This is a genomic window from Pseudomonas sp. SP16.1 (genome assembly GCF_052682975.1).
Map to the genome: position 1 here is coordinate 2,028,472 of NZ_JBQYFZ010000001.1, position 23,837 is coordinate 2,052,308.

The 23,837-nt window shown below is 66.8% G+C and carries 28 protein-coding genes and 1 pseudogene; 12 read left to right on the plus strand and 17 right to left on the minus strand.

All coding sequences use genetic code 11. The features are described from left to right. Positions 1 to 45 precede the first annotated feature (45 nt). The 3 genes and pseudogenes from ACUTAF_RS09835 to ACUTAF_RS09845 form a co-directional block, all read left to right on the plus strand. The gene (locus ACUTAF_RS09835) at positions 46 to 723 is read left to right on the plus strand and encodes a Crp/Fnr family transcriptional regulator (RefSeq protein WP_445579772.1); all 678 of its coding nucleotides are present in this window, start codon (positions 46 to 48) and stop codon (positions 721 to 723) included. A gap of 22 nt (positions 724 to 745) precedes the next feature. Further along, positions 746 to 1,153: a putative zinc-binding protein gene (locus ACUTAF_RS09840; protein ID WP_445579773.1), complete on the plus strand. Its 408-nt coding sequence runs from the start codon at positions 746 to 748 to the stop codon at positions 1,151 to 1,153. A gap of 42 nt (positions 1,154 to 1,195) precedes the next feature. After that, a pseudogene (locus tag ACUTAF_RS09845) lies at positions 1,196 to 1,432 on the plus strand (helix-turn-helix domain-containing protein); the annotation flags it as partial. Here ACUTAF_RS09845 and ACUTAF_RS09850 read toward each other — a convergent pair. Next, entirely contained in the window at positions 1,415 to 2,293 is an 879-nt protein-coding gene (locus ACUTAF_RS09850) for a LysR family transcriptional regulator (protein WP_445579774.1), read from the minus strand. The pseudogene ACUTAF_RS09845 and the gene ACUTAF_RS09850 sit on opposite strands and share 18 nt — an antisense overlap. Positions 2,294 to 2,400: 107 nt before the next feature. On the opposite strand from ACUTAF_RS09850, the gene ACUTAF_RS09855 reads away from it, so the two are divergent. After that, entirely contained in the window at positions 2,401 to 3,420 is a 1,020-nt protein-coding gene (locus ACUTAF_RS09855; protein WP_445579775.1) for a zinc-dependent alcohol dehydrogenase family protein, read from the plus strand. 27 nt (positions 3,421 to 3,447) lie between these two features. Here ACUTAF_RS09855 and ACUTAF_RS09860 read toward each other — a convergent pair whose 3' ends face one another. Continuing rightward, the gene (locus ACUTAF_RS09860; RefSeq protein WP_445579776.1) at positions 3,448 to 4,434 is read right to left on the minus strand and encodes a GlxA family transcriptional regulator; all 987 of its coding nucleotides are present in this window, start codon (positions 4,432 to 4,434) and stop codon (positions 3,448 to 3,450) included. A gap of 131 nt (positions 4,435 to 4,565) precedes the next feature. Between ACUTAF_RS09860 and ACUTAF_RS09865 the strand changes: the two genes are divergently transcribed. From ACUTAF_RS09865 to ACUTAF_RS09885, 5 genes are all read left to right on the plus strand, one after another. Further along, the gene (locus ACUTAF_RS09865; RefSeq protein ID WP_445579777.1) at positions 4,566 to 5,366 is read left to right on the plus strand and encodes an SDR family NAD(P)-dependent oxidoreductase; all 801 of its coding nucleotides are present in this window, start codon (positions 4,566 to 4,568) and stop codon (positions 5,364 to 5,366) included. Positions 5,367 to 5,449: 83 nt separating this feature from the next. Further along, positions 5,450 to 5,929 carry a nuclear transport factor 2 family protein gene (locus tag ACUTAF_RS09870; RefSeq protein ID WP_445579778.1) on the plus strand — a complete coding sequence of 160 codons (480 nt, stop codon included), beginning with the start codon at positions 5,450 to 5,452 and terminating at the stop codon, positions 5,927 to 5,929. Positions 5,930 to 5,976: 47 nt separating this feature from the next. Beyond that, positions 5,977 to 6,879, plus strand: coding sequence for an alpha/beta fold hydrolase (locus tag ACUTAF_RS09875; RefSeq protein WP_445579779.1), 903 nt, complete (start codon positions 5,977 to 5,979; stop codon positions 6,877 to 6,879). Between the two features lies 1 nt (position 6,880). Then, a complete protein-coding gene (locus ACUTAF_RS09880) occupies positions 6,881 to 7,348 on the plus strand; it encodes a hypothetical protein (protein ID WP_445579780.1) in 468 nt (155 codons plus the stop codon). A gap of 38 nt (positions 7,349 to 7,386) precedes the next feature. Continuing rightward, on the plus strand, positions 7,387 to 7,632 hold the full coding sequence (locus ACUTAF_RS09885) for a hypothetical protein (RefSeq protein ID WP_445579781.1): 246 nt from the start codon (positions 7,387 to 7,389) through the stop codon (positions 7,630 to 7,632). On the opposite strand, the gene ACUTAF_RS09890 is transcribed toward ACUTAF_RS09885, so the two are convergent. Further along, positions 7,629 to 8,522, minus strand: coding sequence for a LysR family transcriptional regulator (locus ACUTAF_RS09890; protein WP_445579782.1), 894 nt, complete (start codon positions 8,520 to 8,522; stop codon positions 7,629 to 7,631). The genes ACUTAF_RS09885 and ACUTAF_RS09890 overlap by 4 nt on opposite strands. Before the next feature lie 86 nt (positions 8,523 to 8,608). Between ACUTAF_RS09890 and ACUTAF_RS09895 the strand changes: the two genes are divergently transcribed. Further along, complete coding sequence (locus ACUTAF_RS09895) at positions 8,609 to 9,394, plus strand: NAD(P)H-dependent oxidoreductase (RefSeq protein ID WP_445579783.1); 786 nt, start codon at positions 8,609 to 8,611, stop codon at positions 9,392 to 9,394. A 20-nt stretch (positions 9,395 to 9,414) separates the two neighbouring features. On the opposite strand, the gene ligD is transcribed toward ACUTAF_RS09895, so the two are convergent. The 9 genes from ligD to ACUTAF_RS09940 form a co-directional block, all read right to left on the minus strand. After that, positions 9,415 to 11,928, minus strand: a complete 2,514-nt coding sequence (gene ligD, locus ACUTAF_RS09900) for a DNA ligase D (protein WP_445579784.1) — start codon at positions 11,926 to 11,928, stop codon at positions 9,415 to 9,417. Between the two features lie 15 nt (positions 11,929 to 11,943). After that, positions 11,944 to 12,795 carry a non-homologous end joining protein Ku gene (gene ku, locus ACUTAF_RS09905; protein ID WP_445579785.1) on the minus strand — a complete coding sequence of 284 codons (852 nt, stop codon included), beginning with the start codon at positions 12,793 to 12,795 and terminating at the stop codon, positions 11,944 to 11,946. 22 nt (positions 12,796 to 12,817) lie between these two features. Beyond that, the gene (locus tag ACUTAF_RS09910) at positions 12,818 to 12,946 is read right to left on the minus strand and encodes a PSPA7_2676 family Cys-rich small protein (protein ID WP_445579786.1); all 129 of its coding nucleotides are present in this window, start codon (positions 12,944 to 12,946) and stop codon (positions 12,818 to 12,820) included. Between the two features lie 229 nt (positions 12,947 to 13,175). After that, complete coding sequence (locus tag ACUTAF_RS09915; RefSeq protein ID WP_445579787.1) at positions 13,176 to 13,889, minus strand: class I SAM-dependent methyltransferase; 714 nt, start codon at positions 13,887 to 13,889, stop codon at positions 13,176 to 13,178. Positions 13,890 to 14,003: 114 nt separating this feature from the next. Continuing rightward, positions 14,004 to 14,543, minus strand: a complete 540-nt coding sequence (locus ACUTAF_RS09920; RefSeq protein WP_445579788.1) for a cysteine hydrolase family protein — start codon at positions 14,541 to 14,543, stop codon at positions 14,004 to 14,006. A 191-nt stretch (positions 14,544 to 14,734) separates the two neighbouring features. Further along, positions 14,735 to 15,433, minus strand: coding sequence for a TraX family protein (locus ACUTAF_RS09925; protein WP_445579789.1), 699 nt, complete (start codon positions 15,431 to 15,433; stop codon positions 14,735 to 14,737). Next, complete coding sequence (locus ACUTAF_RS09930) at positions 15,430 to 15,870, minus strand: YqaA family protein (protein ID WP_445579790.1); 441 nt, start codon at positions 15,868 to 15,870, stop codon at positions 15,430 to 15,432. Before ACUTAF_RS09930 ends, ACUTAF_RS09925 begins: the two co-directional genes overlap by 4 nt. A 1-nt stretch (position 15,871) precedes the next feature. Continuing rightward, entirely contained in the window at positions 15,872 to 16,993 is a 1,122-nt protein-coding gene (locus ACUTAF_RS09935; RefSeq protein ID WP_445579791.1) for a nickel/cobalt efflux protein RcnA, read from the minus strand. Positions 16,994 to 17,003: 10 nt separating this feature from the next. Next, a complete protein-coding gene (locus ACUTAF_RS09940; protein WP_445579792.1) occupies positions 17,004 to 17,291 on the minus strand; it encodes a metal-sensing transcriptional repressor in 288 nt (95 codons plus the stop codon). 497 nt (positions 17,292 to 17,788) lie between these two features. On the opposite strand from ACUTAF_RS09940, the gene ACUTAF_RS09945 reads away from it, so the two are divergent. Both ACUTAF_RS09945 and ACUTAF_RS09950 read left to right on the plus strand, forming a co-directional pair. Then, a complete protein-coding gene (locus tag ACUTAF_RS09945) occupies positions 17,789 to 18,514 on the plus strand; it encodes a HupE/UreJ family protein (protein ID WP_445579793.1) in 726 nt (241 codons plus the stop codon). An 11-nt stretch (positions 18,515 to 18,525) separates the two neighbouring features. After that, the gene (locus tag ACUTAF_RS09950) at positions 18,526 to 19,194 is read left to right on the plus strand and encodes a transmembrane anchor protein (RefSeq protein WP_445579794.1); all 669 of its coding nucleotides are present in this window, start codon (positions 18,526 to 18,528) and stop codon (positions 19,192 to 19,194) included. A gap of 318 nt (positions 19,195 to 19,512) precedes the next feature. On the opposite strand, the gene ubiT is transcribed toward ACUTAF_RS09950, so the two are convergent. The 5 genes from ubiT to moaB form a co-directional block, all read right to left on the minus strand. Further along, positions 19,513 to 19,974 carry a ubiquinone anaerobic biosynthesis accessory factor UbiT gene (gene ubiT, locus ACUTAF_RS09955; protein ID WP_445579795.1) on the minus strand — a complete coding sequence of 154 codons (462 nt, stop codon included), beginning with the start codon at positions 19,972 to 19,974 and terminating at the stop codon, positions 19,513 to 19,515. Next, positions 19,971 to 20,858 carry a U32 family peptidase gene (locus tag ACUTAF_RS09960; RefSeq protein ID WP_445579796.1) on the minus strand — a complete coding sequence of 296 codons (888 nt, stop codon included), beginning with the start codon at positions 20,856 to 20,858 and terminating at the stop codon, positions 19,971 to 19,973. The genes ubiT and ACUTAF_RS09960 overlap by 4 nt, the downstream gene beginning before the upstream one ends. A gap of 7 nt (positions 20,859 to 20,865) precedes the next feature. Further along, positions 20,866 to 21,855 (minus strand): ubiquinone anaerobic biosynthesis protein UbiU, encoded by a 990-nt coding sequence (gene ubiU, locus ACUTAF_RS09965; protein ID WP_445579797.1) that lies wholly within the window; start codon positions 21,853 to 21,855, stop codon positions 20,866 to 20,868. 123 nt (positions 21,856 to 21,978) lie between these two features. Further along, positions 21,979 to 23,211, minus strand: a complete 1,233-nt coding sequence (locus tag ACUTAF_RS09970; RefSeq protein WP_445579798.1) for a molybdopterin molybdotransferase MoeA — start codon at positions 23,209 to 23,211, stop codon at positions 21,979 to 21,981. After that, entirely contained in the window at positions 23,208 to 23,762 is a 555-nt protein-coding gene (gene moaB / locus ACUTAF_RS09975) for a molybdenum cofactor biosynthesis protein B (RefSeq protein WP_445579799.1), read from the minus strand. Before moaB ends, ACUTAF_RS09970 begins: the two co-directional genes overlap by 4 nt. Positions 23,763 to 23,837 lie beyond the last annotated feature (75 nt).

Sequence of the window (23,837 nt, forward strand, 5' to 3'; positions counted from 1 at the left end):
AGGCGCCGCGCTGCCCGCCTACCATGCCGGACATGGAGGTGGACCATGCTTACCGATTCCGCGACCCAAACGGCTCTACGCCAGCACCATCTGTTCGACCGTCTGCCGCAGGCGCTTTTCCAGGAGGTCTGCTGCCTGGCCATCCAGCGGCGCCTGGAGGTCGGCGGCGTGCTGTTCCACCAGGGCGATGCGGCGGACCGCTTCTACCTGCTGCTGGAAGGACGCATCACCCTGACCCGGGTGCTGCCCGAGGGCCAGGAAAAGCTGGTGGAAGTGATCTCCGCCGGGCAGAGCTTCGCCGAGGCGCTGATGTTCAGCGGCGCCCGCCACTACCCGGTAACCGCCAGCGCGCTCAAGCCGAGCGCCCTGGTCAGCATCGACGCCGGCCACTACCGACGCCTGCTGGAGGAGCAGCCCAAGACCTGCCTGGAGTTGCTCGGCCGGCTGAGTGCACGCCTGCACCAGCGCCTCAACGAGATCGACACCCTGACCCTGGCCAATGCCAGCCGGCGGGTGGCGCGCTACCTCTGCCAGGAGCAGGAGGCGCGCAACGGCACCATCCAGCTCAGCGTGCCCAAGCGCCTGATCGCCTCGCAGCTGGGCATCCAGCCGGAGACCTTCTCGCGCATCCTGCACCGCCTGATCGACGACGGCCTGATCGCCATGGAGCGTCGGGTGATCCGCGTCCTCGACCGGCCGCGACTGGCCAACTACCACGACTGACGCCGCCGGCGAGGAGGTTCTCATGCGCGATCCCAAGCTGCCCCTGGTCTATTCCTGCTCCGGTTGCTCCAACGTGGCGCAGTTGGCCAACACCCTGGCGGTGCGCCTGGACCGCGCCGGCCTGGCGGAGATGTCCTGCATCGCCGGGGTCGGCGGGCGGGTCTCCTCGCTGGTCAGCAAGGCCAACAGCGGCCGGCCGATCCTCGCCATCGACGGCTGCCGCCTGCAGTGCGTGCGCGGCTGCCTCGACCAGCACGGCGTACGCGCCAGCGAGCACCTGATCCTCAGCGAACAGGGCCTGAAGAAACGCTATGGCGAGGACTTCACCAGCGAGACGGTCGAGGAGGTCTATCTCGAGGTGGTCGAGCTGCTGGCCGGCGAGCGCATGCACAAACGCTTCCGGGCGCCGCAGCGGGTTGCACAGGACTGAGGGCCTTGCCCCTGAAGATGGCTGCGCTGCTTCATTTCGACCAACCTTGCCGCGTACTTTCGCCAGGTGCTCGGCACTACCCCGGGAGACTACCTGGCCAGCTGGCGGGTCAGCCTGGTGCAGAAACGCCTGCGCGAGGGACGGTCGATTACCCTGATCGCCGACGAGGTTGGTTATGACAGCGCGTCCGCCCTGGCCAGGGCGTTTCGCCGCAAGGTGGGGGTCAGTCCCGGCGAATGGAGGCAGAAGCTGCTCCCGAACTCAGAGCTGCTCCCTTAGAAAGTCGGCAAAGGCCATCGTCCGCGCCGAGCGCCGTCGTTCCGGACTGAACACCGCCTGGACGGGAAGAGCCCTGGTCCGGTAGTCGTCCAGCAGGGTGACAACCTTGCCCTGCTCGAGATCGGCTGCGAACAGCCACTCGGGAGACAGGGCGAGGCCCAGGCCGGAAAGCACCAGCTCGCGAATGGCCTCGCTGCTGTTGCTGGTCATGTTGCCCTGGATGGCAATGTCGAACTCCTCTGCGCCACGGCTGAAGTGCCAGATGTCGTAGTGTTCCAGCAGCGTGAAGCCGATGCAGTTATGGCCGCTCAGCTCGCTGGGATCACGCGGTAGGCCATGGCGACTCAGATAGGCAGGCGCTGCGTAGACCCGTCGCACACTGGCGCCGAGAGGCACCGCCACCAGGCCCTCGTTCTTCACTGCGCCGATACGAATGGCCAGGTCGATATCTTCCCTGAGCAGATCCTCATGGTGGTCGTTCAGCCTGAGGTCGATCCGTACATTCGGGTGGCGCTGCAGAAACCTGCCTAGCCGTGGTGCCAGGCACAGCCGTCCGTAGCTCACGGGCGCGGCAATGCGCAGCAGCCCGGCGACCTGCTCCTGGCCGCTGGCGAAACTCAGGGTGGCGCTTTCCAGGTTGGCGAGGATGACCTGGCAGTCGGCGTAGAACCTCTGGCCCTGGTCGGTCAGGGCCAGGTGCCGGGTGCTGCGAACGAACAGCGGGCCACCGAGATGTTGCTCCAGTGCGCGAATCTGCTTGCTCACCGCCGGTTGTCCGACGTTGCGTTCGCGGGCTGCCGCGGTGAAGGAGCCACGCTCCACGACGCGTACGAACAGGCGCATGCTGTCGAACAGGTCCATTGCAATTAGGCCTCATCTTGGAATGAGTGATATCCACTTTTCAGTTCTTATCGGAATGCGGCGAGGACGGCAACCTGTAGGCGTTCAACCACTCAGGGTTAGCCATCATGAATCACAGCATGCTTGCCGCGATCGCGGAGTCCTCCCAGGCCCCTCAGGCCGTACGCAGTCTTGCTCGTCCGCTACCCGCCGAGGGGCAGGTTCTGATCAGGGTTCACGCCGCCGGCGTCAATCCTCTGGATACCAAGATCGCATCCGGCGCGGCAGCCCATGCCCGTCAGACGCTACCCGCCGTGCTGGGCCTGGACCTGGCCGGCACTGTCATCGAGCTGGGGGCGGGGGTGGAGGGCTTCATGCCTGGTATGGAGGTTTTCGGCATGGCCGGTGGGGTCGGTGGCAACCAGGGAACCATGGCCGAGTACATTGCCGCCGATGCCCGCCTGATCGCGCCGAAACCGCGACAGCTGAGCATGCGCGAGGCCGCCGCGTTGCCGCTGGTATTCATCACCGCATGGGAGGGCCTGGTGGATCGCGCCAATGTCCGCGCCGGCCAACGCGTGCTGGTGCATGGCGGTGCGGGAGGCGTCGGCCAGGCGGCCATACAGCTGGCCCGGGCCCGCGGCGCCGAGGTCTTTGCCACCGGCTCGGCGAGCAGCCTCGACTTCATCCGTGCGCTGGGCGCCACGGCCATCGACTACCGGACCGAGGCCGTGGAGGACTATGTCCAGCGGCATACCGCCGGCGAAGGCTTCGACATCGTCTACGACACGGTCGGTGGCGACACGCTGGACGCCGCGTTCCGTTCGGTGCGGCCCTATACCGGGCACGTGCTCAGCTGCCTGGGCTGGGGTCAGCACAGCCTGGCGCCGCTGTCGTTCAGGGGCGCCAGCTACTCGGGAGTGTTCACCCTGATGCCGCTGCTCGAAGGGCGCGGGCGTGAGCAGCATGGCGCCATCCTGCGCGAGGCCGCCGCACTGGCCGATGCCGGGAAACTGGCGGTCCGGGTGGATGGCCATCGTTTCGGGCTGCATGAGGTGAACGAGGCCTTCCGCCAGATCGCCGAGGGTTCCGGAGTGGGCAAGACGGTCATCGATCTGCTGGACGAACCCGCTTCGGCAGAACAATGACTGGCGCAGCAGGGGCGCGTGCGAGTCTCATGCAGCCCCATGGCTTGGGCCCTCTGCCTGGCCCGTACTCGCCTGCTGCGAGACGGCGCGGGAGGCGCGCCTGAGCATCTGCGGCGGCTGGCCGAAGGCCCTGAGGAAGGCCTTGCGCATCCTTTCCCGATCCGCGAAGCCGGTTTCCACGGCGATGCGATCCATCGACAGGCGGCCCCTCTCGATCAGCAGGCGGGCCGCCTCGAGGCGCAGGCTCTCGACCGCCTTGGCCGGTGACTGACCGGTCTCGGCCCTGAAGGCCCGGCTGAACTGGCGAGGACTGAGGTTGGCGGCCTCGGCAAGTTCGTCCACCGCCAGGCGGCCCTGCAGGTTCTGCTTGGCGTAGTCCAGGGCCTTCTGGATACGGTCGGACTTCGGCCTCAACTTCGCCAGCGCGGAGAACTGCGACTGCCCGCCAGCACGCCGGTGGTAGACCACCAGGCTCTTGGCCACGCTGCGAGCGACCTCGGGGCCCAAGTCCTGCTCGATCATCGCCAGCGCCAGATCGATGACCGCGCTCATGCCGGCCGAGGTCCACAGGTTGCCGTCGACGATGAAGATGCGGTCCTCCTCCAGGCGTACCTTCGGATAACGCCTTTTCAGGTCGCGGGCGAAAAACCAGTGCGTGGTGGCCTGGCGACCATCGAGGACGCCTGCCTCGGCCAGGGTAAAGGCGCCGGTACAGGGCGCCGCGACCCGCCGCGACTTGCCCACGGACTGGCGCACGAAGTCCAGCAACCGCGGCGAGGACGGCTGGATATGGGTTGCCGCGCTAACCACCAGCGTATCCAGCGCCCTCTTGCCGAAGGCTTCGGTTGCGACCGCAAAACCGGCCGACGAAAGCACCGGGCCACCCTGCTCGGATAGCAGGTGCATGCGGTAGAAGGCCTCGCCGATGGCGATGTTGGCCATTTCGAAGGCCGAAACGACCGCCAGGCTCATGACCTGGAAGTTGGGAAATACCGCGAAACCTACGTGATGCACCTGCCTGCCCGCCTGCGTGGGGTATGTCTTGAAAAGACGTATATATGACATTTGAGCCATCGACAAGGCCGGGTACGCTCCTGCAAAAGCTCCTCTTCCACTCCCTTCGCAACTCATCAGGAGAAACGGCTATGACAACCCAGGCTTCCCATGGCACCGCGCTGATCACTGGCGCATCGTCCGGCATCGGCGCGCTCTATGCCAAACGGCTGGCCGCCCGCGGCCATGACCTGATTCTGGTGGCGCGCTCCCGGCAGCGTCTGGATCGGCTGGCGCAGTGCCTGCACGAGAAGACGGGCCGGCGCGTCGAGGTACTGGTCGCCGATCTTGGCGACAGGCAAGGACTGGCCCTGGTGGAGCAGCAGTTGCGCTCACGCGACGATGTGTCCCTGCTGGTCAACAACGCCGGTATCGGCGCGACCACGGCACTGCTCGATTCGGACGTGGATGCGATGACCCGGATGATCGAGCTGAACGTGACCGCCCTGACCCGCCTGGCCTATGCCGCCGCACCGAGGTTCGTGGCGCAGGGACGAGGCGCCATCATCAACATCGCTTCGATCGTGGGTATCGCGCCCGAGATCCTCAACGGGGTGTATGGCGCAACCAAGGCATTCGTGCTGGCCCTCAGCCAGTCCCTGCATCACGAACTGGCGGGCAAGGGCGTGCGTATCCAGGCCGTTGTCCCGGGGGCAGTCGCCACCGAGTTCTGGACGGTCGCCGGAACGCCGGTGGACGCCCTGCCGAGCGAGATCGTGATGCAGGCGGACGATCTGGTGGACGCAGCGCTGGCCGGCTTCGACCAGGGCGAGCTGTTCACCATTCCATCCCTGCCCGAGCTTGCAGACTGGCAGGCCTATGAAGCGGCGCGGCAGCAACTCATTCCCAATCTCTCCCGCCAGTCGGTGGCGCAGCGCTATCGCCGGGCCTGAGCAACGCTTGTCCATGCAGGCGGCGGAGCGCCGGCCGCCTGCCCTGTCGAAACGACGCGCGAATCACTGAATGAGGTGCAGACATGTCCACGCCGACCGAGATCCGCCCGCCCCTGCCACCCTTCACCCACGAGACGGCGCTGCAGAAAGTCCGCCTGGCCGAGGATGGCTGGAACAGCCGCGATGCCGCCGGGGTCGCCCTGGCCTACAGCCCGCATACGCGCTGGCGCAACCGTGCCGAGTTCATCGAGGGGCGCGAGCAGGCACGTGCCTTCCTCGAGCGCAAATGGGCGAAGGAACTCGACTACCGTCTGATCAAGGAGCTCTGGGCCTTCACCCACAACCGCATCGCCGTGCGCTATGCCTACGAATGGCGGGATGACTCGGGCAACTGGTTCCGTTCCTACGGCAACGAGAACTGGGAATTTGCCGAGGATGGCCTGATGGTCAATCGCTATGCCTGCCTCAACGATCTGCCGATCAGCGAGGCGGAGCGCAAGTTCCACTGGCCCCTGGGTCGCCGCCCGGACGAACATCCCGGGCTTTCGGAGCTGGGACTCTAACTCACTCAGGCCCGAGTCTCGGGCGCGATCCGGTCAGGTGATCTGCCATGCATGAAGCCGTCTCTTGTTCTTCGACAGCCGTGCGCCATCGTTACCTCGAGGTCGATGGTGTACGCCTCTTCTACCGCGAGGCGGGTCGGCCTGGGCTGCCGCCCTTGTTGCTGCTCCATGGTTTCCCCAGTTCTTCGCATCAGTTCCGCCACCTGCTGCCGCTGCTGGCAGAGCATTTCCATGTCTACGCCCCCGACTTCCCCGGCTTCGGCTTCACCCAGGTGCCCGCCGAACGAGGCTACGTCTACCGTTTCGCGCAGATTGCCGAGACCCTGGCGGCATTCACCAGCGAGCTGGGACTGCAGCACTACGCCCTCTACCTGTTCGACTATGGGGCGCCCATAGGGCTGCACCTGGCATTGCTGCAGCCGCAGCGGATAACCGGGCTGATCTCGCAGAACGGTAACGCTTATGAAGAAGGGCTCAGCGAGGCCTGGGCGCCGGTACGGGCATACTGGTCAGATCCGTCTGTCGCCAATCGCAAGGCTATCCGCGACGCGCTGCTGAGCGCCGAGGCCACCGGCTGGCAGTACCTCACCGGCGTCTCCGACCCGGAGTTGATCGCCCCGGAAGCCATCATGCTCGACTACAGCCTTCTCGAATGGCCTGGCGTTAAAGACATTCAGCTCGATCTCATCCTGGACTACGCCAACAACATAAGGCAGTACCCGACGTTCCAGGCCTGGCTGCGCAAGAGCGACTTCCCGGTCCTGGTCATATGGGGGCGCAACGACCCGTTCTTCCTGCCGGCTGGTGCCGAGGCGTTCGCCCGCGATGTACCGCACGCGGTGATCGAACTGCTGGAGACCGGACACTTCGCACTGGAGAGCCACTGCACTTACATCGCCGCTCGCATCCAGGCGGTGCTCGGGCAACCGCTCCCCGAAGGAGGACAATGACATGAGCAAGCGGGATTCTGAACTGCTTGATCGGGTACTGGACGCCCATGGCGGCATCGAGCGCTGGCGCCAGTTCAGCCGCGTGGAGGCCAGCATCACCAGCAGCGGCGCGCTATGGGACATGAAGGGGTTGAAGCAGGACAGCCAGTCGCGCCGGATGTCGGTCTGGCTGCACGAGCAGCGCGCCTCGGTCATGCCTTTCGGTGCGCCCGATCAGCGTACGGCCTACTCTCCCGGGCGCATCGCCGTCGAGACGAGCGAGGGGCGCGTGGTGGCAGAGCGCCTCGATCCGAGAAGCTCGTTTCTCGGGCACGGCGAAACGACTCCCTGGGATCCGCTGCACCGTGCCTACTTCAATGGCTATGCGCTCTGGTCCTACCTCACCATGCCTTCCTGTTCTGCTTGCCGGGGGTACTGGCGGAGGAGATCGAGCCCTGGCAGGAAGGGGCCGAACGCTGGCGCCGCTTGAGGGTTCGCTTTCCCGAGGATGTCGCGACTCATTGCCAGGTGCAGGACTTCTACTTCGGCGACGACTTCCTCCTGCGTCGGCATGACTACACCGTCGACGTCAGTGGTGGCATTCCGGCTGCCCAGTATGTGCATGACTACATCTCGGCCAGTGGGCTGCTGATGCCGAGCAAGCGCAGGGCCTATCGACGAGACTCGAACGGCAGGGCCATCACTACGGACCTGTTGGTATCGATAGACCTGGGCAACCTCAGTTACGCATCTGAGCAGGTCCCGGTTTCCTAGATCGCCCCGGCGATATGCTCGCGCAGCCAGCGATGGGCCGGGTCGCGATGGACCCGCTCGTGCCAGAGCATGACCATCTCGTAGCCCGGCACCCGCACCGGCGGCTCGCACAGCTGCAGCCCGCCGTGGGCGCGCACCAGGCGTTCGGGCAGCATCGCCACCAGATTGCTGGCCTGCAGCGCCTGCAGCACGAACAGAAAGTGCGGCACGGAGAGTGCGACCCGGCGCGACAGGCCAACCGCCGCCAGCGTCTCGTCGGTCACCCCGGCGAAGCCGCCGCCGTTCGGCGACACCACCACCTGCTCCAGTTGGCAGAAGCGCTCCAGCGTCGGCGGCTTTTGCAGCTGCGGATGCCCGGCGCGGCCAGCCAGCACATAACGTTCCGTGAACAGCTTGCGGGCATGCAGCCCGGGCGGCGCGTCGTCCAGGGTATGCAAGGCCAGGTCGATGTCGCCCCGCTCCGCCTGGCGGACGATGCGCGCCGGCGCCAGTTCCAGCACCGCCAGCCGGCTATGCGGCGCCGCCGAGCGCAGCCCGGCCAGCGCCGGCAGGACGATGGTCGACTCGCCATAGTCGGAGGCCATCAGCCGCCAGGTCAGCCGGGCCTCGGCGGGATCGAAGGCGTGGCTCGGGGCGACCACGTAGCCCAGCGCCTGCAGGGCCAGGCGCAGGGGTTCGCGCAGTTCCTCGGCGCGCGCGGTGGGCAACATGCCACGCGGCCCGGGCAGCAGCAGCGGATCGCCGAAGTATTCGCGCAGCTTGGCCAGGTGCACGCTCACCGCCGGCTGCGACAGGTTCAGGCGATGCGCCGCGCGGGTGACGTTGTGCTCGGCCAGCAGCACATCGAGGGTGACCAGCAGATTGAGATCGAGCCTGCCGAAATTAGCCATCGCAATACCTGGGATATCAGACATTCATTTCAACTATACCGGCCGAGCCGCCATCCTGCCCGCACCACCGGTGGAGGCTCAAGCCCATGAATATCCTGCTCGTCTATGCCCACCCCGAACCCCGCTCGCTCAACGGCTCACTCAGGGATTTCGCCATCAAGCGCCTGCAAGACGCAGGTCACAGCGTGCAGCTCTCGGACCTCTACGCGATGAACTGGAAGGCGCAGCTCGATGCAGGCGACAGCATCGAGCGCCGCAACGGCGAGCGCTTCGATCCCTCGCTCGAGTCCAAGCACGCCTACGAGAACGGCCTGCAGAGCCTGGATATCGTGCACGAACAGGAAAAGCTGCTGTGGGCGGACGCCGTCATCCTGCAGTTCCCGCTCTGGTGGTTCTCCATGCCGGCGATCCTCAAGGGCTGGGTCGAGCGCGTCTATGCCTATGGTTTCGCCTACGGCGTGGGCGAGCATTCCGATGCGCGCTGGGGCGACCGCTACGGCGAGGGCACGCTGGTCGGCAAGCGCGCCATGCTGATGGTCACCGCCGGCGGCTGGGAGTCGCACTACGGTCCGCGCGGCATCAACGGCCCGATCGACGAGCTGCTGTTTCCCATCCACCACGGCATCTTCTACTACCCCGGCTTCGACGTGCTGCCGCCGTTCGTGGTCTATCGCACCGGCAAGATCGACGCGCAGCGCTATGCCGCGATCTGCGAACAGCTTGGCGAGCGCCTGGACGCCTTGTTCAGCACCGCGCCGATTCCCTTCCGCCGGCAGAACGCCGGCGATTACGAGATCCCGGCGTTGACCCTGCGCGCGGAGATCGCCCCGGGGCAGACGGGCGTCGGCGTGCATATCGAGACGGCCGATTAGCGCCCCGGATCGAACGCACCCTAGGGGGCGGGTGGCCTGGCGCCGAGCCTGTGCCACATGGCGCGGCTCAGGCGCTGGCGGTTGCCGTAGCCCTGCCAGGGATCGTCCTCCAGGCCCTCCAGGCGTTGCCGCAGATTGCCCACCGTCCATTGCTGGGCGCTGCGCAGCTCGTCCAGCTCGTCGCGGGCGATCGGCACCGAGACCGGCAACCCCGGCCGCGCGCGCACCGGGTAGGCGGCCACGGTGCTGGCGCCGCGGGTGTTGCGCAGGTAGTCGATGAAGATCTTGCCGACCCGGTTCTTCGGCCCCGAGGTGGCGGTGAAGCGTTCCGGCAGCTGGCGCGTCATGAACTCGGCGATGGCCTTGGCGAAGGCCTTGACCTCGTCCCAGCCCGCGCGCCGAGCCAGCGGCACGATGATGTGGATGCCTTTGCCGCCACTGGCCTTGAGAAATGCCTGCAGGCCCAGTTCGTCGAGCACCGCCAGGATCAGGTGGGTGGCCTCCAGCATGCTGCGCCAGGGCAGCGCCGGGTCCGGATCGAGGTCGAGCACGAACAGGTCCGGCGTCGCGATACGGTCGCTGGTGGCGCCCCAGGTGTGCAGCTCGATGCAGCCCATCTGCGCCGCGCCGACCAGTGCCGGCAGGCTGTCGATCTCCATCAGCCGGGCATGGCCGGGATCGAGCCGGGGATCGAGGTGCTTGATATTGGGAATGGCCAGGCGCTCGGCATGTTTCTGGAAGAACTGCTCGCCGCCGACGCCGTCCGGCGCGCGCAGCAGCGCTACCGGGCGGTTGTCCAGATACGGCAGCAGCCAGTCGGCGATACCTTCGTAAAACTGCGCCAGCTGCAGCTTGGTGGTGCCGCTCTCGGGGTCGATCACCCGCTGCGCATTGCTGATCGCCACGCCGGCGACCAGCGGCTTGCCGTTCGCCTTGGTTGAACCCTGCTTGCGCGGCGGTGGTGGCGGTGCGCTGGGTCGCTCGCGGACGATCTGCGTCGCCGGCTTGTCGCTGCGCAGGGCGACGAAACTGGCCTGGCGCACGATGCCTTCGCGCGTCCACTCGGCGAACTCCACCTCGCCCACCAGCTGCGGTTCGACCCAGCTCACGCCGCGGGCCTGGGCCGCGGTCAGCTTCCCCGCCAGCGGCGAATCGGCGCGTGCCAGCTTCTGCAGGCGCGCATGCAGCTCCTTGAGCACCGCCTCGCCGAACCCCGTGCCGACGCGCCCGGCATAGCGCAGACCGCCCTCCCCGTTCACCGCCAGCATCAGCGCACCGAAACCGCTGCGGCGGCCCTGCGGCCTGGTGTGGCCGACGATGACGAACTCCTGGCGCAGGCGGCACTTGAGCTTGATCCAGTCCGGGCTGCGGCGCGACAGGTAGAAACTGCCGGCGCGCTTGCCGATCACTCCTTCCAGGGACATGGCGCAGGCGCTTTCCATGATGTCGCGGTGCGGCGCGTTGAACGCGGCGGAGAAACGCAGCGGGCCGTTGCGCGAGCTGCCCAGCAGCAGCTTGAGCCGCGCCCGGCGCTGCTCCAGCGGGGTCTGGCGCAGGTCTTCGCCGTTGATGAACGGTGCGTCGAACAGGTAGTAGACCAGGTCGTGGCTGCGGCCGATCTCGAAGGCGTTCTGCAACTGCTGGAAATCCGGTAGGCCCTGTTCATCGAGCGCCACCACTTCGCCGTCCAGCCAGCTGTCGTGCAGGCCCAGCTTGGCCAGGGCCCTGGCCTGCAGCGGCAGGCGCTGCGTCCAGTCGTGGCCGTTGCGGGTCAGCAGCCGCACCTCGCCATCGGCGATGCGGGTCAGAATGCGGTAACCGTCGAACTTCACCTCGTACAGCCATTCCCCTTGCGGCGGTCGCTCGACCAGGGTCGCCAGCTGCGGCGCCAGGCTGGCGGGAAAGTCCTCGGCGGCGGTCGCCTTCGCCTTGCTCGGCGGCTTGCCCTTGGCCTTCTTGCTCGGCCCGCCGACCAGCGCGCCGCTGATCACGCTCTGCGGCTGCGCCTCGACGATGTCGTATTCGTCGCTTGGTCGGGCGGTGTCGTCGCGCTCCTTGATCAGCAGCCACTGCTCCTTGTCGCCGCTGCCGCGCAGGCGGGTGCGCACCAGGGTCCAGTCGCCGGCCAGCTTCTCGCCGATCAGGCTGAACTTCAGCTTGCCCGCCGCATAGCCGGCGGCCGGGTCGCCGCGGGGCTGCCAGATACCCTGATCCCAGACGATGACGTCGCCGGCGCCGTAGTTGCCCTCGGCGATGCTGCCTTCGAAAGACGCGTACTCCAGCGGGTGATCCTCGACATGAACGGCCAGGCGCTTGTGGCGCGGGTCCAGGCTCGGGCCCTTGGGTACCGCCCAACTCTTCAAGGTGCCGTCCAGCTCCAGGCGGAAGTCGTAGTGCAGGCGCCGAGCGTCGTGCTTTTGCACCACGAAACGCAGCGCGCCGGCCTTGCTGCGCTGCTTGCCGACGCGCTCTGGCGGCTCGCTGGTACGTTCGAAATTGCGTTTGCGGCTGTATTCGCTCTGCGCTCTGGCCATGCTCGTGCTCCCGGCTTATTTGCGCGCGGTCCTGGCCGGCTTGCGGCTGCTTGTGCCCTTGCTCGCCGTCTTCTTCGGTGTGCCGCCGAGGCTGCGCTTGAGCAGCTCGGTGAGGTCGACGACATCGGCACTGCGCCGCTGCTCCTGACCTTCGCCCCGCTCGACTTGCTCGACCTTGCCGGCCTTGGCCTTGCGCTCCACCAGCTCGAGGATGCGCTCCTGGAAGCTGTCCTGGTATTGCTCCGGCCGCCATTCGTCGCTCATGTCCTTGATCAGCCGCTTGGCCATGTCCAGTTCGCTCTTGGTCAGCTTGGCCTGGCTCACCGTCGGCCCCAGCTCCAGCGACTCCAGGCTACGCACCTCGGCTGGCCAGCGCAGCAATACCAGCACCAGCGCCGACTGCAGCGGCATCAGCGCTGCCAAGTGCTGGCGGCTATGCAGCACCACATGGGCCAGGGCCACCTTGTCGGTGCCGCTCAGCGCCTCGCGCAGCAGCGCGTAGACCTTCTCGCCGCGCCGGTCGGGAGCCAGGTAGTAAGGCTTGTCGATGTGCTGCAGCGGAATCTGCTGGCTGTCGACGAAGGCGAAGATGTCGATGGCCTGGGTCGACTGCGGATGCGCGGCGCGGATCTCCTCCTCGCTGAGCACCACGTAGCGGCCCTTCTCGTAGGCCACGCCCTTGACGATGTGCGCCTTGCTGACTTCCTTGCCGGTGACCTTGTTCACCCGCTTGTAGCCGACCGGCTGCATACTGCGCTCGTCCAGCCAGTCGAAGTCCACGCCCTGCGGCGAGGTGGCGGAAGCCAGCGAGACCGGGATGTGCACCAGACCGAAGCTGATGGCGCCTTTCCAGATGGCTCGGGGCATGACGATGCTCCCCTTCGGCGGTTCAGGTTTGCGGCAGGTAATGGAAGCTGCCGCAGCGGCGGCAGCACTGGCACAGGGCGACGTCCTCGCCCATCAGCATGGTGTCGCCGTCGGCCCAGTTGCATCCGGCGATCACGCATCGAATGGTCATTTTCCCCTCCCTCGGCCCGACGGCCGGAGTAGCCGTTCAATCAGTCGACCGCCGGCGGGGGGAAATGGTTTTACCCAATTGCCGGTCGGTAGCCCAAGCGAGGCAGCGCGGAGTCCGCACTGAGCGGGTTTGGCGGGCAGCCTTGAGCGGTGATCCTGCGAACAGACTTTATGCCGCCGGCGTGGACCGGACCGGAACCCCAAGCGCCGATGCCGGCAAAGGACCGCGGCTAGCCCAAAGCGGGTTCCGCCTTGCGCACGCAGAACCAGCCGTGCATCAACCCGGCCTGGAAGAACTGCACCGGCGCCTCGAACCCGCCCGCCTCGATCAGGCCGGCGACTCGCTGCGCCGGCAGGATCGCGACATCCTTGGCGTAGGCCGCCCGGGCTCGCTCGAGCATTGCCGCCTGCACGCCGGCCGAGGACATCAGCGTCAGCCAACTGCGTAGCAGCGTTGCATAGGCTGGCGACTGGGTATCGCTGGCGAGATCGGCATTTGCCAGCACTCCGCCGGGCTCGAGCCGACGGGCGATTTCCCGGAAGAAGGCGGTGCGGATCCCTGCTTCGAGCAGAAATTGCGACACCAGAAAGCAGGTCGCGCCATGATGGCCGGGCCCGGCGGGCAGCGTGTCCAGATAGCCCTGGTGAAAGCGGCAACGCGAAAGGAAGCCGCCCCGCTCCGCTCGCTGGCGACAGACTTCGAGCATGGCGCCCGACGGGTCGACGACGGTGAACCGCCAGCCGGGGAAGCGCTCGGCCAGATGCGCCAGTTCCGCGCCGGTGCCCACGCCGACGCAGAGTATTCGGGCATCCTCCGGCAAGCCGGCGAACAGGGCGTCGAGCAGCAAGTACAGGGCCTCGCGAATGGGCGCCATTCCCGCCCATTGCTGGTCGTAGCCGGCGGCCTGCTGATCGAACAAGGCCTTGAGTTGGTCATCGCGCATAAGCACCTTCCTTCGCGTCACTGGAAACTGCGCCGCGCTGGCCGCGGCGCTGTTTCCAGTATCCCAGGGCTGTCAAGCCCCCGGACGCCGGGGCTACCCAGGGGCGAAACGCATCTAGGCCTCGATCCGCACCTCTGCGGCCGGGATGACGACGGCGCGCTTGCCGAAGCTCGTCATGTTCGCCAGGGTCGCGTTGTGATGCGCCGTGATCTGCGCGGCGGACAGGACCCGGTTGTCCACCGTCGAGTGCGCATCCGCTACCAGGATCACCTCGTAGCCCAGCGCCAGGGCGCGACGAGTGGTGGTGTCGACGCAGAAATCGCTCTGCAAACCACAGATCAGCAAACGCGAGACCTCCCGCTCCCGGAGAAGCTGGAGCAGCTCGGTGCGGTGGAACGAGTCCGGGGTCGTCTTGCGAACGCGCAGATCGCCCGGCGAGGTCACCAGCCCTTCGGCGAGCTGCCAGCCGTCGCTGTCAACCCGCAGAGATCCGCACTCCTCCTCATGCTGGATCAGCACCACCGGCGCACCAGCGCCGCGCGCCTTATCGGCGAGGGTATTGATCCTAGCGATGACCCGCTCACTGTCGAAGGCGGCTTCCTCGCCGAAGCAGAGTGCCTGTTGCACGTCGATGATCAGCAGGGCTGTAGACATAAGGGGTTCCACCTTGGGGTTGGCAAGCAGAGGACGAGGCCCGGCATCTGCGCTGTAGAGTGAGTTTCCGAGCTAGAGGCGTGGACGGCAGATAGTAGCGCCGACGGTGGCGGGACAACCATTCGCCGTCGCGCCAGAAACCGCGGGGGATAATCGGCCAGGAGCGCACTGATTTCTTGTTGTTCAGCCTTTTAGGGTTTCATCAGGTATATCACAGCCAAATGTCCTGGATAGAACCAGTAACCCCAGCGGCCAACGGGCCAGACTTTGCAGGACATGGGCTGACGCAACAGGGCCAACCCCAACACTACGGCTGCGCCAGCCATGGCGAGCATGGCCAGGGTCTCCGGCACTGTTCCCCACTCCACCAGCCAGCGATTGCGGCTATTGGCCAGCACCGCCATGGCAGCAGGCAGCCACCACCAGCGCGCTCCCCTCAGCCCGAGGACAAAGGCGGCAGGTAGCATCACGCCGACCACCCCATACATCAGCTGTCGATGTAGCAACAGGGCAATGGCCAGTGTCCCGACAGTCAACAGCAGGCTGTTGCGATCTGCATGGTGGACGCCCCAGGCCACCAGCAGGCCGAGCGACAGCGTCGGCATCACGTTGAGCGTCGCACTCTCCGGCGAAAGCAAGCTGTAGGGCAGCTCCGAGAGCAACGAGAAGGCCAGCAGCCAGCCGAGGTAGCGCGCATTGCCCTCGCTGAACAGCTCACCGGGCCGAGTTCTGACCACGTTGGCGGCGATGCCCAAGCAGAACAGCGGAAACGCCAGACGACCGATGACGAACAGGCCGTAGGCATCCGGCCACAGATGGCGCAGGTGGTCGATCAGCATGCTGAGCATGGCCAGCCACTTGACCAGGTCGAGTCCGGCATCGCGCTTCATCCCAGCCCCCAAAGCGTCAACGCGGCCAGCGCCAGATAACGTCCAACCTTGGCCACCAGCACGATCAGCAGAAAGCTCCAGAACGGCTCGCGCAGCGTACCGGCGATAACCGTCAGCGGGTCGCCGATGATCGGCGCCCAGCTCAGCAGCAGTGACCAGCGCCCGTAGCGATGGTAGGCCTGCTGGGCGCGCTGGAGCTTGTCCTCCGGCACCGGGAACCAGCGTTTATGGCGAAAGTGCTCGATGTAGCGTCCCAGCAACCAGTTGACGACCGAGCCGAGCACGTTGCCGAGCGTGGCCACCAGAAGCAGCAAGGCCGGTGGCTGTTTGGCGGCCAGCAGCAAGCCGGTCAGCACCGTTTCGGACTGCATCGGCAGCAGGGTGGCGGCACCGAAGGCCGCGACGAACAGCCCCAGGTAGGCGGATAAGTCCCACACTTCAGGCGTTCAGCCCGGCCCAGCCGTGCAGACCGACATAGATTCCGACGGCGATGATCAGCAGGCTGGACAGGTACGGGGCACGGCGCGCCACCAAGCCCAGCCAGGGCCAGCGATTGGAGGCATGGCGAGTACCAATGGCAGCGGCAACACCCACGGTGACCAGGGTCAAAGCCAGGCCGATACTGAAGCTGAGCACCAGCACGGCGCCAAGGGTGACTTCCTTGACCTGTAGGCAGAGCAGCAGCACGGTGATGGCCGCAGGGCAGGGAATCAGCCCGCCCGTCAGGCCGAACAGGATGACCTGGCCGGTACTGACATTGCGGCTGGCGAAGCGGCGACGAATGTCGTTGGCGTGAGCCCGTTCGTGGGCATCCTGATAGCCCTCCAACGACAACTCCAAACCTTCCGGCTCGGCATGCACGTGCTCATGCTCGTGAAACTCCAGGTCGTAGTCGTGGGAATGGCCGCCATGGCCGAGGCTCAGGCGCACATCGAACGCATGCGGCTCGGGAACTTCATCCACGGACTCCAGAAAACCATCGCGCTCGGCAAAGGCAAAACGTCGCATGCGGCCATCTTCGCGGGTGGTTTGCAGCCAGACATCGGCGGCTTTCCAGGGGTGACCGCTCAGCGTGTGTATTCGCCAGCGCGGCGCTACGCCTTCCTCGAAGATGGACAGCTCGATGCGTCCATGCCCCGTATCGATCCTGCGGGTTTCGTCGTGCGAGTGGTCATGCGGATGATGATCATCACCCTGCTCGAAACGCCACATCTGCTCCCCGCGCCAGGTGCGCCAGAGCATCCACAGGGCGATGGCGATGATCAGCACCGCTGAGACGAGCTGGAAGTAAGGCTCTGTGGTCTGGGCATCGAGGTTCTGCCCGAGGTACATGCCGCCGATGGCGACCAGCCAGACTACGGCGGTGTGTGAGGCAGTCGCGGCCAAGCCAAGCAGAATAGCCTGACGCACCGTGCCGCGAATGGCCACGATGAAGGCGGCCATCATGGTCTTCGAATGCCCCGGCTCCAGGCCGTGCAAGGCACCTAGCAGGATGGCAGTTGGGACATACAGCCAGGCCTGCGAGGCCCCTTGCTGCAAGATTTCGGCGAAGGACGACATGGCAGGGTGCTCAAAGGTACTTGGTGATCTGCTTGAACTCTTCCAGCGGCGTCCGTTCACCCTTGGTAAGGGCGCCGACCGTGTGTTCCAGGCAGTGGTCGATGTGATCCTGAATCAGCGTGCGCTTGGCCTGGCACACAGCTTTCTCGACCGCATGCAGCTGCTGGGCAATATCCACGCAGGCGCGGCCGTCCTCGATCATGCCGACGATGCTGCGCAGGTGTCCCTCGGCACGCTTCAACCTTTTGATGATTTCCTTATGACTTTGGTGCTGGTGTTCGTGTTCGTGCTTGCCCATCGCCGAGCCTCGTGCAAGGATAATCGCCGCCGCATCCTATCCCCCTGGGGGGGATGCGTCAAACCAGGCTTTCTTCCTCGTTGAGTCGCAATTAGTCCGTCGATGCTGAGTAAAATCGCTGCCTGTCGATCCCTTTCCGTCCTGGCACTACTGTCGATACTGCTGTGGGCGGGACATGCGCTGGCTGGTTATGCCGGAGGTAATGGACAGGCTGCGCAAGCGAGTTACGACGACCATCCACACAGCCACGGGCCGGATTCTCAGTTGTGGGGAGACCATCAGCACACATCGCTGAGGGCCGACCACGTGCATGAAACTCCGCACCTGAGCGCCTGGTTGCCAACGCCTGAGCGTGTGGCCAGAGGGCACCCCTCGTTCGCCTATGCCCAGCGCCTGGCCAATGGCCCCAGCACGCGGATAGAACGCCCCCCGCGCTTCTGACTGACTCTCTGACTCTGGACCTCGTGGCCCAGGCTTCATCAACTCAGGATCTGTTTATGCAATCGCTACCACTTCGCGATAACGGCGCCCTGTGTCGTCCGTTCCTATTGCCCCTGCTGGCATTCGTTCTACTGCTGATAGGCATGCCCGAGGCGCTCGCCCATGGCGTGCCCGAAGGCGACAAGGGTTTCATCCAGGAAAGCACTGGCATGCTGCTGATGCCGTTCGTGTACATGGGCGCCAAGCACATGATCACCGGCTACGACCACCTGCTGTTCCTGTTCGGGGTGATCTTCTTCCTCTATCGCCTGAAGGACGTGGGGCTCTACGTCACGCTGTTCGCGGTCGGCCACTCGATCACCCTGCTGTTCGGGGTGCTGAGCAACATCAGCATCAGCCCCTACGTGATCGACGCCATCATCGGCTTTTCGGTGGTGTACAAGGCGCTCGACAACCTGGGGGCCTTCCAGCGCTGGTTCGGCTACCAACCCGATACCCGCGTGGCCACGCTGACCTTCGGCCTGCTGCATGGCTTCGGCCTGGCGACCAAGATTCAGGAATTCGAGATCTCGCCGGATGGCCTGATCGCCAACCTGATCGCCTTCAACGTCGGCGTCGAGATCGGCCAGCTGCTGGCCCTCGGCACCATCCTTATTCTGATGGGCTACTGGCGGCGCACCGCCAGCTTCTGGCGCCATGCCTACACCGCCAACGTGGCCATGATGAGCGCCGGTTTCCTGTTGATGGGTTACCAGCTCACCGGCCTGATCGTCTCCCAGTAAGGAATCTCCACATGTTCAATAGCAAAGCACCAAGCCTCAACGAGCTGCCGAGCAGCCAGCAGTTGCTGCGTTCCACCGTAATCGCCCTGGTCGCCGCCATCGTCCTGCTGGTCACCGTGGTAATGCCTTCGGAATACGCCATCGACCCGACCGGTGTAGGCCGCATGCTGGGCCTGACCCAAATGGGCGAGATCAAGCAGCAACTGACGGAAGAAGCCGTTGCCGAGACCGTAGCGCCGGTCGTACAAGCTACCGAGGTGGTTCAGCCTGGCGTGCAGCCCGCTCCCGAGGTGGCGGTGACCGAAGTTGCCAAACCGGCCGCGCCCGTAGCGCCGGCGGAGCCGGAAGTGGTGGGTCTGAAGCACGAGATGAGCATCGACCTCGCTCCCGGCCAGGGTGCCGAAATCAAGCTGGAGATGCTCAAGGGCGCCAAGGTGAACTACTTCTGGACGGCCAATGGCGGCCAGGTCAACTACGACACCCACGGCGATCCCTACAACGCGCCGCGTGAGTTCTACCATGGCTACGGCAAGGGGCGCTTCACCCCGGAGGATCGTGGGATTCTGGAAGCTGCCTTCGACGGCAAGCACGGCTGGTTCTGGCGCAACCGCACCAACAAGCCCGTTACCGTGACGCTGCGTACCGAGGGTGAGTACATCGCGATCAAACGCGTGATCTGATGGATGCGGGGTCTGTGCTGGTTTGGCACAGCCCTCGTCGAAGTCCGCTTCTGGCCGATTCTGTTGGAAAAGTCGATTTTTTGAGGGCGCTGCTTGGCGGCAGCTCAAGAAACGCTCGATTTCGGCGTTGCTACGGAAAAATCAAGGCAGCTCCGCCTTCTAAGCGAACCAGATTTCCACCTCGCTCAGGCTCTGTCATGGGCAAGAATCGGGACGGGACTTTTTTCAACAGAATCGGCCGTTTGCGGCCAGCCACGAGCGGCAGCTCCGAGCCGACGCCAACCCCCAAACCAGCCTGTCCAACAGGCGATAGCCCCCTCAGCGCACCGCCTCCCCCATCGCCTGCATCAGTCGCCAGGCCCGCGGCGGCAGCTGGTCCGGGTCGAGGGCGTCGAGCAGGTTCTTCACCCCCAGGCCGAGGTCGGTGTCGCCCTCGATCACCAGACGGCGGCGGAAGAACAGGGTGTCCGGATCTTCCTGGCGGCTGGCCAGGAGGACGAAATCGCGCCATTTGCCGCGGATGCTCACGTCCACCGCCGCTCGCTGCGCCACACGCAGGCGGGTGCCCTCGCAGCTCAGGCACCAGGCCAGGCCCAGGTCGCTGACCTGCAGGCGCAGCCAGCGCCCCTGCAGCAGGTCGAAGGCGCCTTCGGCCAGCGGCGCGGCGAACAACCGGGCGGCGGCCAACTCGATCAACCGGCGCTGCAGGGCGAAGGGCACGTGGCGGCCGTAGGGCAGCAGCGGATCGCCGAGCTTCACCAGCCATTGCGCGATTTTCATAGCCCCACCTCCTCCACCCTGAGCATGCCCGAGCGGCCGTGCCAGTAGCCGTTGCAGCCGCTCACCGCCAGCGGCGGCATGGCGCCGCCGCGCACCGCGGCGAATTCGCCGATCACCTCGCTCATGCCCTCGCTGCGCGGGCTCAGGCGCAGCACGTCGATGCCGCTGGCGGCCAGGCTCGGGTAGTCGGCCAGCAGGTTGCCGACCTCGGCCGACAGGGTCTGGATGCCGTTGAGGGTGAACAGCGCCTGGCCCTCCTGGCTCAGCAGCGGGATGCCCTCGGGGTAGTTCTGGCAGCAGAACTGGCAGTCGTCCTTGGGCCGGTTCTCGGCGCGGGCGGTAAAGCAGCGCGCCGAGTAGGCCAGCGGCAGATGGCCGTAGGCGAACAGCTCCACCTCGGGGCGCGGCACCTGCAGGGCGTCGAGCTGCTGCAGGCAGTCCTGCAGCAGGCGGCCGGAGCATTCCACCGGCGGCACCCAGCGCTGCAGGCCGCATTCCTGCAGCTCGCGCAGGGCGTGGGCGTTGTACAGGTTGAGCGCCGGCCCGGCGACGAAGGGCCGGCCGCGCTCGGCCAGCAACTGCACCGCGCCCATGTCGTTGGCCTCCACCAGCAGTTCGCCGTTGTCGCACAGGCGGCGCAGGCTGGACAGCTCGGAGCCAGCCTCGACCAGCGCCAGGCCGGACAGTACCAGCTCGGCGCGGGTGCATTCGCGCAGCTCGCGGGCCAGGCCGAGCCAGTCGTCCAGCGACAGGGCGCGGCGCTTGGAACAGACGGTTTCGCCCAGGTAGATGATGTCGAGCGGCTGGGCGGCCATCTCGGCGTAGAAATCCAGCAGCTTGTTGCGGCTCCAGTAGAACAGCACGGGTCCCAGACTCAGTTTCATAAGCTCCTCATTGCCAGGATCGGTGATAGGCGCCGAGGGTCGTCTGGCTGCCCTCGGAAAGCCCCGCCAGGGCGTCGCGCCAGTGCTCGCGCACGGCGAAGCGGCCGCCGGCATGGGCGTCCAGCGCCTCGCGCCAGACCCGGGTGACCTGCTCGACGTAGGCCGGGCTGCGCTGGCGGCCCTCGATCTTCACCGCGGCGATGCCCATCTCGGCCAGCTGCGGGATCAGGTCGATGGTGTTGAGGCTGGTCGGCTCCTCCAGCGCGTGGAAACGCTGGCCTCCGACCAGGAAGCGACCCTTGCACAGGGTCGGGTAGCCGGCCGGCTCGCCTTGCCCGTAGCGGTCGATCAGCACGCCGCCGAGGCGCGAGCTGAGGCCCTGGGCATCCTCCTGCCAGCGCACCGCCTTGGCCGGCGAGCACACGCCGCAGAGGTTGGGCGACTCGCCGGTGACGTAGGACGACAGATGGCAGCGGCCCTCGGCCATGATGCACAGGCTGCCGAAGGCGAAGACCTCCAGCGGCACCGTGCTCTTCTCCGCCACCTGGCGCACCTGGGCCAGCGACAGCACCCGCGGCAGCACGGCGCGGCGGATGTTGTAGCGCTGCTGGTAGAAGGCCAGCGCGGCGGGGTTGGTGGCCGAGCCCTGCACCGACAGATGCAGATTGAGATCGGGGTGGCGCCGACTGGCGTAGGCCAGCACGCCGGGGTCGGCGGCGATCAGCGCGTCCACGCCGAGCGCCGCGGCCTGGTCCACGGCGCGCTGCCAGCGCGTCCAGCCTTGCGGCTGGGCATAGGTGTTGACCGCGACGTAGAGCTGCCGGCCGCGCTGACGGATCAGCTGCAGGCCGGTGTCCAGCTGGCGCTCGTCGAGGTTGAGCCCGGCGAAATGGCGGGCATTGGTGTCGTCGCGAAACCCCACGTAGATGGCGTCCGCACCCTGCTGCAGGGCGGCCTTGAGGGCGGGCAGGCTGCCCGCCGGGCAAACCAGATGCATGATCGACTCCTGCTTCTATGGCGATGCGCCACTCTAGGCGCCGTGGCGCCAAGCGCCTTGATTGCGGTCAAGCCGCTAGGCGTGGCTGCACGTTCTATTGGCACTCTGGCCGTAGGGCGGCGCTCAGGCCAGCAGGCTATCCAGGGGCAGGAAGTCCACCGTGTCGCCGGCGGCCAGGGTGCGGCCCACCTCGACTATCGCCAGGCCGTCGGCCCAGCACAGGCCGGTGAGCATCGCCGAGCCCTGGTGGACGTGCGGCACCACGCGCAATTCGCCCGCCACCGGCTCCAGGCGCGCGCGTAGGTACTGGCGACGCGCATTGGCCTTGGGCCAGTCGAAGCCGGCGGTCAGCGGCAGCGCCTGCGGCAGCACCTCGCTGCGTCCCTGCGCCGCCAGCAGGAAGGGCCGCGCCACTACCAGGGCGGTGAGCAGCGCCGCCACCGGGTTGCCCGGCAGGCCGATCCAGGGCGTGCCGCAGACAGTGCCGAAGGCGAACGGCTTGCCCGGCTGGATGGCCAGGCGCCACAGGCACAGCTCGCCGAGCTCGCGCACCGCCTGCTTGAGGTGATCCTCCTCGCCGACCGAGACGCCGCCGGAGCTGATCAGCACGTCCCACTCGGTAGCCGCCAGGCTCAGGGCATCGCGACTGGCGCTCAGCTCGTCGACCAGCACGCCGCAGTCGCCCACCTCCAGGCCCCAGCCGCGCAGGGCGGCGAGCAGGCCATGGCGGTTGGCGTCGTAGATCTGCCCCGGGCGCAGCGACTCGCCCGGCTCGCGCAGCTCGTTGCCGCTGCTCAGCAGGCCGACGCGCAGCGGCCGGCGCACCGCCACCTCGGCCACACCCAGGCTGGCCAGCAGGGCCACCTGCGGCGCGCGCAGGCGCTGGCCGGCCGGCAGCACGCAGGCGCCGCGCGCGAATTCCTCGCCGCGCCGGCGCACGTGGTCGCCGGCCGCGCAGGCCGGCAGCCAGACGCCCTCGCCGTCCAGCCGCACCAGTTCCTGCGGCACCACGCTGTCGGCCCCGGGTGGCAGCGGCGCGCCGGTGAAGATGCGCAGCGCATGCCCGGCCGGCAACGCCTGCAGCGCCGCGTCGCCGGCGGCGATGCGCCCGGCCAGCGGCAGGTAGCCGCCCGCCTCCGCCAAGTCGGCCGCGCGCAGCGCATAACCGTCCATGGCGCTGTTGTCCCAGGCCGGCATCGGCCGTGGTGCGTGCACCGGCTCGGCCAGGGTCAGGCCGAGTGCCTGCTGCAGCGACCGCCACTGCGCCGGTGGCGGGATCGGTACCTGCGCCAGGAGCTCGGCGATGGCCTCGTCCAGCGGGCGCAGGCCGGACTGGTCGCAGCCGCAGGCGCTCATGCGCGCGCTCCGCACGGCGCCGCTGCCTGCTCGGGCAGGCGCTTGAGATGGGGTACGAAATTGCACGGCTTGGTGCGGCTGTCCAGCTGCTCGCGCAGGATGCCGTTCCAGGCCGTGCGGCAGGCCCCGGGCGAACCGGGCAGGCAGCACACCAGGGTTTCGTTGCTGATGCCGGCCAGGGCCCGCGACTGTACGGTGGAGGTGCCGATCTCGTTCAGCGAGACCTGACGGAACAGCTCGCCGAAGCCGTCCACCGTCTTGTCCAGCAGCGGCGCCACCGCCTGCGGGGTGTTGTCGCGTGCGGTGAAGCCGGTGCCGCCGGTGACCAGCACCACCTGCACCAGCGGGTCGGCGATCCAGGCGCACAGGCGGGCGCGGATCTGCCAGATATCGTCGGGCACCAGGGCGCGTTCGTAGAGCGCGTGCCCCGCCTCTTCCAGCGCGCCGATCAGGGTCTGGCCGGAGCCATCGGTACTCAGGTTGCGGGTGTCGCTGACGGTCAGCACCGCAATGCGCAGCGCCTGGAATTCGGGGTTCGCGAGATGAGCCATGACGGCGCCTCCAATGAATGACTAGGCGCAGCCTGAGCCCAGCCGGGCGCCGCGCCCATTCCCCGATGGAGGTAC

Coding starts and splice junctions, on each gene's coding strand:
- ACUTAF_RS09835 (WP_445579772.1), top strand. CDS start 46: ATGCTTACCGATTCCGCGACCCAAACGGCTCTACGCCAGCACCATCTG.
- ACUTAF_RS09840 (WP_445579773.1), top strand. CDS start 746: ATGCGCGATCCCAAGCTGCCCCTGGTCTATTCCTGCTCCGGTTGCTCC.
- ACUTAF_RS09850 (WP_445579774.1), bottom strand. CDS start 2,293: ATGGACCTGTTCGACAGCATGCGCCTGTTCGTACGCGTCGTGGAGCGT.
- ACUTAF_RS09855 (WP_445579775.1), top strand. CDS start 2,401: ATGAATCACAGCATGCTTGCCGCGATCGCGGAGTCCTCCCAGGCCCCT.
- ACUTAF_RS09865 (WP_445579777.1), top strand. CDS start 4,566: ATGACAACCCAGGCTTCCCATGGCACCGCGCTGATCACTGGCGCATCG.
- ACUTAF_RS09870 (WP_445579778.1), top strand. CDS start 5,450: ATGTCCACGCCGACCGAGATCCGCCCGCCCCTGCCACCCTTCACCCAC.
- ACUTAF_RS09875 (WP_445579779.1), top strand. CDS start 5,977: ATGCATGAAGCCGTCTCTTGTTCTTCGACAGCCGTGCGCCATCGTTAC.
- ACUTAF_RS09880 (WP_445579780.1), top strand. CDS start 6,881: ATGAGCAAGCGGGATTCTGAACTGCTTGATCGGGTACTGGACGCCCAT.
- ACUTAF_RS09890 (WP_445579782.1), bottom strand. CDS start 8,522: ATGGCTAATTTCGGCAGGCTCGATCTCAATCTGCTGGTCACCCTCGAT.
- ACUTAF_RS09895 (WP_445579783.1), top strand. CDS start 8,609: ATGAATATCCTGCTCGTCTATGCCCACCCCGAACCCCGCTCGCTCAAC.
- ligD (WP_445579784.1), bottom strand. CDS start 11,928: ATGGCCAGAGCGCAGAGCGAATACAGCCGCAAACGCAATTTCGAACGT.
- ku (WP_445579785.1), bottom strand. CDS start 12,795: ATGCCCCGAGCCATCTGGAAAGGCGCCATCAGCTTCGGTCTGGTGCAC.
- ACUTAF_RS09910 (WP_445579786.1), bottom strand. CDS start 12,946: ATGACCATTCGATGCGTGATCGCCGGATGCAACTGGGCCGACGGCGAC.
- ACUTAF_RS09915 (WP_445579787.1), bottom strand. CDS start 13,889: ATGCGCGATGACCAACTCAAGGCCTTGTTCGATCAGCAGGCCGCCGGC.
- ACUTAF_RS09920 (WP_445579788.1), bottom strand. CDS start 14,543: ATGTCTACAGCCCTGCTGATCATCGACGTGCAACAGGCACTCTGCTTC.
- ACUTAF_RS09925 (WP_445579789.1), bottom strand. CDS start 15,433: ATGAAGCGCGATGCCGGACTCGACCTGGTCAAGTGGCTGGCCATGCTC.
- ACUTAF_RS09935 (WP_445579791.1), bottom strand. CDS start 16,993: ATGTCGTCCTTCGCCGAAATCTTGCAGCAAGGGGCCTCGCAGGCCTGG.
- ACUTAF_RS09940 (WP_445579792.1), bottom strand. CDS start 17,291: ATGGGCAAGCACGAACACGAACACCAGCACCAAAGTCATAAGGAAATC.
- ACUTAF_RS09945 (WP_445579793.1), top strand. CDS start 17,789: ATGCAATCGCTACCACTTCGCGATAACGGCGCCCTGTGTCGTCCGTTC.
- ACUTAF_RS09950 (WP_445579794.1), top strand. CDS start 18,526: ATGTTCAATAGCAAAGCACCAAGCCTCAACGAGCTGCCGAGCAGCCAG.
- ubiT (WP_445579795.1), bottom strand. CDS start 19,974: ATGAAAATCGCGCAATGGCTGGTGAAGCTCGGCGATCCGCTGCTGCCC.
- ACUTAF_RS09960 (WP_445579796.1), bottom strand. CDS start 20,858: ATGAAACTGAGTCTGGGACCCGTGCTGTTCTACTGGAGCCGCAACAAG.
- ubiU (WP_445579797.1), bottom strand. CDS start 21,855: ATGCATCTGGTTTGCCCGGCGGGCAGCCTGCCCGCCCTCAAGGCCGCC.
- ACUTAF_RS09970 (WP_445579798.1), bottom strand. CDS start 23,211: ATGAGCGCCTGCGGCTGCGACCAGTCCGGCCTGCGCCCGCTGGACGAG.
- moaB (WP_445579799.1), bottom strand. CDS start 23,762: ATGGCTCATCTCGCGAACCCCGAATTCCAGGCGCTGCGCATTGCGGTG.